The organism is Stenotrophomonas sp. GD03654 (assembly GCF_029845105.1).
In the GTDB taxonomy this organism is placed as follows: Bacteria; Pseudomonadota; Gammaproteobacteria; order Xanthomonadales; family Xanthomonadaceae; genus Stenotrophomonas; species Stenotrophomonas africana.
Genome location: NZ_JAOCLC010000112.1, coordinates 1 through 9,074, shown reverse-complemented (window position 1 = coordinate 9,074; position 9,074 = coordinate 1). Strand labels below are relative to the sequence as shown.

The 9,074-nt window shown below is 67.5% G+C and carries 6 protein-coding genes; 3 read left to right on the top strand and 3 right to left on the bottom strand.

Annotated features, from left to right (window positions below):
- Positions 1–134: 134 nt before the first annotated feature.
- Positions 135–1,751: an EAL domain-containing protein gene (locus N5J73_RS23275; protein WP_049449300.1), complete on the bottom strand. Its 1,617-nt coding sequence runs from the start codon at positions 1,749–1,751 to the stop codon at positions 135–137.
- 229 nt (positions 1,752–1,980) lie between these two features.
- On the opposite strand from N5J73_RS23275, the gene cycA reads away from it, so the two are divergent.
- Together cycA and N5J73_RS23265 are read left to right on the top strand one after the other, a co-directional pair.
- The gene (gene cycA, locus N5J73_RS23270; protein WP_049449299.1) at positions 1,981–3,354 is read left to right on the top strand and encodes a D-serine/D-alanine/glycine transporter; all 1,374 of its coding nucleotides are present in this window, start codon (positions 1,981–1,983) and stop codon (positions 3,352–3,354) included.
- Positions 3,355–3,569: 215 nt separating this feature from the next.
- Positions 3,570–4,346, top strand: a complete 777-nt coding sequence (locus N5J73_RS23265) for a lytic transglycosylase domain-containing protein (RefSeq protein WP_049449297.1) — start codon at positions 3,570–3,572, stop codon at positions 4,344–4,346.
- A 98-nt stretch (positions 4,347–4,444) separates the two neighbouring features.
- Here the strand turns inward: N5J73_RS23265 and N5J73_RS23260 are convergent, their stop codons facing one another.
- A complete protein-coding gene (locus N5J73_RS23260) occupies positions 4,445–5,965 on the bottom strand; it encodes a hypothetical protein (protein ID WP_049449295.1) in 1,521 nt (506 codons plus the stop codon).
- A 165-nt stretch (positions 5,966–6,130) separates the two neighbouring features.
- On the opposite strand from N5J73_RS23260, the gene N5J73_RS23255 reads away from it, so the two are divergent.
- On the top strand, positions 6,131–8,212 hold the full coding sequence (locus N5J73_RS23255; protein WP_049449292.1) for an NHL repeat-containing protein: 2,082 nt from the start codon (positions 6,131–6,133) through the stop codon (positions 8,210–8,212).
- Here the strand turns inward: N5J73_RS23255 and N5J73_RS23250 are convergent.
- Positions 8,190–8,597: a YciI family protein gene (locus N5J73_RS23250; RefSeq protein ID WP_049449291.1), complete on the bottom strand. Its 408-nt coding sequence runs from the start codon at positions 8,595–8,597 to the stop codon at positions 8,190–8,192. The two genes, N5J73_RS23255 and N5J73_RS23250, sit on opposite strands and share 23 nt — an antisense overlap.
- Between the last annotated feature and the right edge of the window lie 477 nt (positions 8,598–9,074).

The following is a 9,074-nucleotide window of genomic DNA, read 5'->3' as shown; positions in this document are numbered from 1 at the left end:
GCGACCCGCGTTTGTCTTTGCTTTTGCCTTCTTCCGTTGATTCCATGGCGGGACGCCGCCGGAACCCGACCGTCCCGGCCAACCCTGGGATAGCAGTACGCGTCCCACCACGAGGGGCCCCGCCGTTCGCCGTCCTACTCCACTCCCTCACGCTCGATCGGCACGCTGCGCGGATTCTGCATGTGCTCCCGCGCCGCGCCGTATCGCTGCTGCCGCTTGTGGTGGAACGCCACGAACTCATCACGGGGCAGTGGGCGCGAAAACAGCCAGCCCTGCCCGAACTCCACGTGCCGGCTGTGCAGGTAGGCCAGCTGCGCCTCGGTCTCCACGCCCTCGGCCACCACCCACAGGCCCAGTTCCTTGGCCATGTCGATGATGTGCGGTGTCACCGGGCTCGTCGCGCTCTCGGTGCCGATCGCATCGATGAACGATTTGTCGATCTTCAGCGCATCCAGTGGCAGCTGTTCCAGGTACTGCAGGCTGGAGAAGCCCACGCCGAAATCGTCGATGGCCACGCTGTGACCCGCACGCCGTGCCTGCGCCAGCATCGTGCGGGCGCGATCCAGATCGAGGAAGCCGCGCTCGGTGGCCTCCATCCAGATCTGCTGCGGCAGGATGCCGCTGCCGGCCATGTGCTTGGAGATCATCTGCAAGGCACGGCCGCTGCTGATGTCCTCGGCGGCCAGATTGATCGCGATATGTGCGCTGCGGTCGGCCACCAGCAGCTCGCGCATGTCGCGCACCACGTTCTCGATCACCAGGTCGGTGACCGCGGCGATCATGCCGGCCTCTTCGGCCAGTGGAATGAACAGGTCCGGCCGCACCTGGGTGCCGTCCGGGCGCTGCCATCGGATCAAGGCCTCGGCGCCAACGCAGATGCCGGTGTCCAGTTCGATGATCGGCTGGTAATGCAGGTACAGCTCGCGGCGACGAATGGCGGTGGCCAGCTCGCCACGCAGTGACAGGCGCCGCCGCGACAGCCAGATCACCAGCCCGGCGCCGGCGGCCGCCAGCAGGAGGCCCAGCGGCACGAACAGCCAGGCCTGCTGGCGGAAGGTGGCGGCCAGCGCGGTGCGTGGCGTGGTGGCGATCGCCAGCCATTCCTGGTTGCGGGCGGTGGCGTAGAGCGTGTTCTGGTCCAGCCCTTCGCCGGGATTGCGCAGCAGGGTCTCCAGCAGCGCCGGGTCCATGCCGTTCTGTTTGGCCAGCAGGCGCCCATCCGGGCTGGCCAGCGCCAGGCGGACATGCGGATCCACGATGACATCGACGAAGCGGCGCGGATCGACCAGCACGTCGTAGTTGCCATACAGGATCGACAGGACCTGGCGTCGGCCACTGGCTTCGGGACGCACGTCCACCGCAATGCCGGCGCCGTCACTGGTCACATGGTCGGCCCTGGGCTGGTTCACGTCGGAGCGGAACGGGCCCCATGAGGTGCAGCGCAGCTTGCCGCCTTCGAAGTAACCCATCTGGTCGGCCGACGGCGTGGTCATCACCAGCGTCTGCATGCGCCGGATGTGCTCGTCGTCGCAGCCCGAGGTGGTGCTGGCCTCGGCCGATTTCAGCGCGGCCAGCGCCTCGTGGTAGGACAGATCGGAACGGCGCAGGGTGCGCAGGGCGATGTCGTGCAGCCGTTGTTGTTCGACGCTGATCGCGCGGTCCCAGGTGGCGTAGGCCATGACCGCGATCGGCACCGCAGCAGCCAGCAGCGCCAGCGCGGTACCGCCGATGATCACGCGCAGCCGGCTCATGGCCGGAGCTCCAGCGGGGCGGGCAGGGCAGGGAGCATGGGCGGGGCCGGTCCTTGGGCAGATGCGGCTATCTGAGCATGGCGCCGGGCCGGGTGGAATGGGACGAATCCGGTATTGGGTCACATTGTGATGAAAGAGGCCAGGTTTGACGTGATCGGGCCGTCCGGCGCTGGCGCTCGGGGCAGTAGAGGACTACCGTCGGACGCTTCGCCCGCCTTTTCCCACGCCCATGACCGAGCCCGCAACGCCCCCCGAGCACCTGCGCCGCAGCCTGTCCAACCGCCATCTGCAGCTGATCGCCATCGGCGGTGCCATCGGCACCGGCCTGTTCATGGGGTCGGGCAAGACCATCAGCCTGGCCGGCCCGTCCATCGTCTTCGTCTACCTGATCATCGGCGCGATGCTGTTCTTCGTGATGCGCGCGATGGGCGAGCTGCTGCTGTCCAACCTGCAGTACAAATCCTTTATCGATTTTTCCACCGACCTGCTCGGCCCCTGGGCTGGGTTCTTCTGTGGATGGACCTACTGGTTCTGCTGGATCGTCACCGCCATCGCCGATGTGATCGCGATCGCTGCCTACGCACAGTTCTGGTTCCCCGGACTTGAAGCCTGGAAGCCGGCGCTGGCCTGCGTGATGCTGCTGCTGTCGTTGAACCTGGTGACGGTGAAGCTGTTTGGCGAGATGGAATTCTGGTTCGCGCTGATCAAGATCGTGGCGATCTGCGCGCTGATCATTACCGGCGCCGGGCTGGTGGCCTGGGGCTTCACCTCGCCCAGTGGCCACACCGCGTCGCTGTCGAACCTGTGGAATGACGGCGGCATGTTCCCGATGGGCCTGGTCGGCTTCTTCGCCGGTTTCCAGATTGCGGTGTTCGCCTTCGTCGGCATCGAGCTGGTCGGCACCACCGCCGCCGAAACCGCCGACCCCGAGCGCAACCTGCCCAAGGCGATCAACTCGATTCCGGTGCGCATCATCATCTTCTACGTGCTGGCGCTGATCGCGATCATGGCCGTCACCCCGTGGCGCCAGGTGGTGCCGGACAAGAGCCCGTTCGTGCAGCTGTTCGTGCTGGCCGGCATTCCCGCCGCCGCCAGCCTGATCAACTTCGTGGTGCTGACCTCGGCCACGTCCTCGGCCAACAGCGGCATCTTCTCCACCAGCCGCATGCTGTACGGTCTGGCCGAAGAGGGTCACGCCCCGCGCGGGCTGTCGAAGTTGTCGCGCGCCGCCGTGCCAGCCCGTGGCCTGCTGTTCTCCTGCCTGTGCCTGCTCGGTGGCACGCTGCTGATCTACCTGATTCCGAACCTGGTGACCGCCTTCACCCTGGTGACGACGCTGGCGACGGTGCTGTTCATCTTCGTCTGGTCGCTGATCCTGGTGGCCTACATGGCCTATCGCCGTCGCTACCCGGAGCGCCACGCTGCCTCGATCTTCAAGATGCCCGGCGGCGTTGCGATGTGCTGGGCCTGCCTGGTGTTCTTTGCCGGCGTGCTGGTGCTGCTGAGCCTGCAGGCCGACACCCGCCAGGCGTTGATCGCCAGCCCGGTGTGGTTTGTGCTGCTGGGCGTGGGGTACTGGGTGCGTCGAAGGACCGCGAAATGACCGGGAACGTGGGGACTCGGCAATGCCGGAAATAGGGAACGTCGGAAATCGGTAGAGTCGACTGTTAGTCGACTGCTCTTCCATGGGCCACCGGAAAAGCCCGCGCTGCGCGCGATAGTCGACTGACAGTCGACTCTACCGGTGCGGGTCCCGGTGCCCCTTCCCGACCCCCATTCACCCAACATTAGCGGGCGCGGCCGGATGATCCGGCCGCCATGTCCCGTCACCCTCTCCTGCTTGCGCTGTTGCTGCTGCCCAGCCTGTGGCCCGGGCTGGCCGCCGCGCGCACCGTCTACCGCTGTGTGCAGGGCAACACCGTCAGCCTGGCCACCGCCCCGGAACCGGGCTCTCGCTGCACCGCCAAAGAGATCGACGACAACGCCATCCAGGCCCCGAACCTGTGGGGCAACATGGGCGTGTTCAGCGGCGTGCTGTACGAGCGTGAGCAGGACGGCACGCTGGTCTATTCCACCCGCAACCTGCCCGGCTCGAAAGTGTTCCTGAAGTTCACCGTGGCCACGCCGCCGGGTGAGCCTGCACACGAAGGCCTGGGCAAGGTCGGCAAGCCGCAGTTGGCCCAGCATGCCAAACAGTTCAAGGCTGCCGCCAAGGCCACCGGCGTGGATGACGCGTGGCTGCGCGCGATCGCCCATGCCGAGAGCAACTTCGATGCGCTGGCGGTGTCCAGCAAGGGCGCACAGGGCGTGATGCAGCTGATGCCCGATACCGCGCAGGAATACGGGGTGAGCGATCCGTTCTCGCCGCAGCAGTCGATCGATGGTGGCGCCCGCTACATGCGCGCGCTGCTGCGCCGCTACAACGGTGACCGGCCGCTGGCGGCTGCCGCCTACAACGCCGGCATCGGCGCGGTCACCCGCTACAAGGGCGTGCCGCCCTATGCCGAGACCCTGGCCTATGTGGACAAGGTGATGGCGCTGTACGCGCGCTACCGTGAAGCGATGGGCATCCGTACCGAGGTGCCCGCGCGTTAGGCGGACGGTGCTGCCTGCACGTGGCGTTGTAGAGCCGAGCCCATGCTCGGCTGCGCCAATTACAGCCGAGCATGGGCTCGGCTCTACACAAAATCCGCTCAGCGCGAGGTTGAGCTGCTGACCAGTTCGTAGCGCTCGATGCGGCCGACTCGGGCGACCTCGGCCTGCACGTCCGCGCGCTGCTTGAGGGCACGCCAGGCCGCATCGATCTTCACGTCACCCGGCAGCGATGGATAGGTACGCATGTCCTGCAGGCTGGCCAGCGTCTCGCCGCGGTCATCGGGCGAGCGCAGCTGTTCGATCAGCACCGCCGCTGCGCCCTCCAGGTTGCCTTCGTCCAGCAGCATCTCGCGATGGAACAGGCGTGCGTCGTTGCGCTGGGCAAGGATCACTTCGCGCGCGGCATCCATCGCCTTGGCATCGCCCCGCTCGCGCGCGGCGGCGAACTGCACCAGGGCCTGTGCAGCCTTGCCGTAACCGGCGAGGCCCTGGATATCGCTTGCCATCTGCGCAGCCTCCTGCATGCGGCCCAGCGAGGTGAGTACGAAGCTGACATTCAACTGGTGCTCGATGCCGTCCGGGCCCAGTGCGCCGATGCGGGCGGCCTGCTGTGCCGCCGCCAGTGCATCGTCGGTGCGTCCCAGCCGGCGCAGTGCCGTAAGCCGGCTGTTGAGCAGCCACGCCACCCATTCGGCTTCCGCCGCCGAGGGCGACTCACCTTCGGCAGCTGCACCAGCCATGCCATCAGTCAGTGCCAGCACTTCCTCGTTGCGGTCCAGCATCAGCAGCGTGCTGCTGAATTCGGCCATGCGTGCATCCAGCTTGCGATCCAGCAGGCCGGACACGCGCAGTTCGTCGAGGTGCTTCTGTGCAGCTTGCACCGGATCGAAGCGGGCATCGTTGCGGTCGACATAGCGATCGAAGCGCTTGTCACTGCGCAGCCGGATGATCTCGGCGGGGGCGGTGATGCGCGCCAACGTGGCCGGGATGTCGTCGCCCCGGCCATTGTCGGCCTGCAGCGTGGCCAGTGCCAGCCACAGTCCGGTCGGCTCCAGGCCGCCGCTCTTCCAGCCGTTGTCGAACAGAGCCTGCAGCAGCTCCATGCGCTGCTGCGGCTGGTCGCGCAGGCGGTACTGCAGATAGTTGATGGCCTGGTGCTCAAGCGGCAGCGGCGCGTCGGCATGCTTCAGCGCCTGCACCAGAAGCCTGGTAGCCGGAACGGGCTTGTTCTCGGAGAGCTCCAGCGACATCAGGGTCAGCAGGATCTGCGCATCCTCCGGCAGCGCTTCCTGTGCGCGCTGCAGGTAGCGGCGGGCCTGGTCCGGCTTCTTCTGCACCATCGCGGTCCAGCCCGCCACCTGTGCGGCGCGGCCGCGATGTTCGGCATCGAAGTCATCCAGCATCGGATCTTCCATCAGCCGTTCCATCGCGATCAGCGCGCCCAGCGTGTTGCCACTGCGTGACTGCTGGATGGCCTCATCCCAGCGCGTGGCGTAGGCCTGGTGCATCGCATCGGCGGTGATTGACGGCTTCTGTGGCGCCACCGTGATCGAGGCGGCGGCGGATGTGCTGGCCAGGGCGGCCACCAGCAGGGTGGCGAGGGGGAGGATGCGGGGCATGGAGGATCTCCATCCGTGGGAACCGCATTGAACCCGCTGCAGCCAGCGAGAACAAGCGCGATCGATGGAATTCTGGCGTTTGTCCGCACGATTGGCCATGGCGGATCGTGCGTTCAGCGACTATTGTCGGTGCCTCTTAAGACAGCAGGCAGGCAGCGCAGCACGATGGCACGGTGGCAATGGATGGCGGCAGGCGTAGCGTTGGCGACAGTAGTGGCATTGGCTGCGACCTGGTGGGAGACACCGCTGCATACGCTGGCTGAACCGGCGGGTCCGGCCCCAACGCCGTTGGCGTGGACCGCGCAGATCGAACCGCTGGCCGGCGATGGCCACCCGGGTGACCGTGATGGCGCGTCCGCGCAGGCACGCTTCGCCGATCCGTACGCGCTGCTGCGCAGCGCCGATGGCAGCGTCTATTTCACCGATGCCGGTGACAACAACCGGATCCGTCGCCGCCTTCCCGATGGTCGCGTGGAAACGGTGGCCGGGCAGGGCGAGGGGCGCGTTGATGGCCCGGCACTGCAGGCCAGTTTCAATACGCCTTCGGGCATTGCCGCCGACGCGCAGGGCAACCTGTATGTGGCCGACACCGGCAACCATGCGATCCGCCGTATCGGCACCGATGGCCAGGTGACCACCCTGGCCGGTGGCGAACAGGGCCATGCTGATGGTCCCGCCGCACAGGCACGCTTTGATGCGCCGATGGGCATCGCCGTGGATGCGCAGGGCCAGGTCTACGTGGCCGATACCTTCAATGACCGCATCCGGGTGATCGGCATCGACGGCATGGTGCGCACCCTGGCCGGCGGCGATCGGCCGGGCCTGGCCGATGGCACCGGCGCCGCTGCGCGCTTCGATACGCCGGTGGCGTTGGCCTTTGATGCGCAGGGCGCGCTGCTGGTGGCCGACCTGTTCAACAACGCGGTGCGCCGCGTAGGCGCCGACGGCACGGTCAGCACCGTGGTCGCCGCCGGTGGTGTGATCAATAGACCGCTGTCACTGGCCACCACCCACGACGGCGTGCTGTACGTGGGTGACCTTGATGGCCGCATCGTGCAGGTGACGCCACAGGGCCACCAGATCGCGCTGGTCGGCAATGGTCGCCTGCCGCGCCTGGCCCGCCCCAGCGGACTGGCGATGGATGCCGATGGCAGCGTGCTGGTGGCCGACGCCGCCAGCTACCGTCTGCATCGCCTGCGGCCGCTGCCGGTAGGCGACCTGCCGGCACCGGCACTGGTCGGCCCGGCCGCCGATGCGGCGCTGCCGAAGACGGGCGGCCGCTGGCCGCTGGCACCGCAGGACGGTTGGCATGAAGTGGTCGGTACGTTGGGTGAGGTGCGCGGCAACTTCACCGGCGAGAGCCGCCACCACCTGCATGGCGGCTTCGACGTGCGCGGTGATGTGGGCCAGACCGTGCTGGCGATCGCCGAAGGCAAGATCAGCAGCCCGGTGGCGGCCTGGAACCTGGGCGAGCAGGCCGAGGGCCTGGCCGTGGACCGCCTCAAGTACATCCACATGCGGGTCGGCCGCACCCCGCGCGATGAGCCCTACGATGCGCGCTGGCAGGCGCTGTATGACGAGCAGGGCAAGCTGGAGCGGATGCGCGTGCGCCGCGGCATGCGCATCCACGTCGGCGACCGCCTGGGCAGCATCAACAACCAGGCGCACGTGCACCTGGCCGTGGGTACCGGCGGTTTCGAGACCAATGCCGTGGCGCTGGGCTTCCAGGGCTACGCCGACCACTTCGCACCGCGCATCACCGATGTGGCGCTGCTGGACGACAACGACCAGCCGATGGCCGCCGGCGGCGATGGCGTGGTGATGGTGGCGCGCCAGGGCCGCGGCGTGCAGATCGTGATCGAGGCCTGGGACCAGGTCGACAACAACCTGCCGCGTCGACGCCTGGGCATGTACCAGGTGGGTTACCAGATCCTCGATGCTGGTGGACAGCCCCTGCAGGGCTACGAACAGCCGCGCTGGAACATCGTGTTCAACCGCATGCCGCCGCAGAAGGAAGCGGTGCGCGTGGCCTACGCACCGGACAGCGGCATCACCGTGCATGGCAGCGCGGTCACCCGTTTCCGCTACCTGGCCACCAACACCGTGCGCGATGGCCTGATGGAAACCGGGCGCTGGCAGCCGGCGGCGCTGCCGCCGGGCGAGTACATCGTGCGCGCCAGCGTGCGCGACTACAGCGGCAACGAAGGCGTCGGCCCGCGCGAGATCAGAGTACGGCTGCTGCCATAGCGGCAGCCGGGGCGCCGCAGCGTTCGCGCTCAGCGTCCATGTCTTCCAGCGGCCGCACTTCGATGCTGCCGAAGCGCGCCCATGGGAAGTCGCGGGCGACGCGCATGGCTTCGTCGCGGTCGCGGGCGACGATCAGGTTGAAGCCGGCGAGCAGTTCGCGGGTTTCAGCGAACGGGCCATCCAGTACACGGCTGTGGCCATCGCGCACGCGCAGGGTCTGCGCGGTGTCGACCGGCTGCAGCTTCTGCGCCGCCAGCAGCGTGCCCTCGGCCTGCAGCTTGTCGGCATGGGCCAGGCAGTCGCGCATCAGCGCGTTGAATTCTTCGGTGGGCAGGGCCTGCAGCAGGGCAGGCTCGATATAGATCAGAAGCAGGTACTGCTGCATGGCACGGTCCTGGCGGGGGCGGGGTGTCCATGATGGCGCAGGTTTGCCTGCCGGCATGCTGCAGCGCGAAAAGCTGCCTGCGGCGGGCGATCGGCGAACGGCGGAGCCCCTCCGTGGTGGGGTGGGTTGGTCGCTGAAAGCTCGGGTTCTTGGATTTGGCCGGGTGGGGAGGCAGGGCAGGGGGCGCTGCAAGTACGTCCATGTAAGCTCGGTCGCCGCATCCATGCGGCTCACGCCCCTGCCCTGCCTCCCCACCCGGCCTTGGACAGATCTCTGCGGCTGACCCACCACGGGAAATCAACAACAAGAGCAAAAGCGGGTCGCTTCGCTCGCAAAGCCGAGGCCGCCAGCCAACCGCTGTTGCTGTTGCCTTTGCTTCTGCCTTTTCTCTTGATCTTCCCGTGGTGGTTCGGCGACCGGAATCTGTCTGGGGCCGGGCGGGTGGGGTTGGCGGGGTATCCGCGCCATGGATGGCGC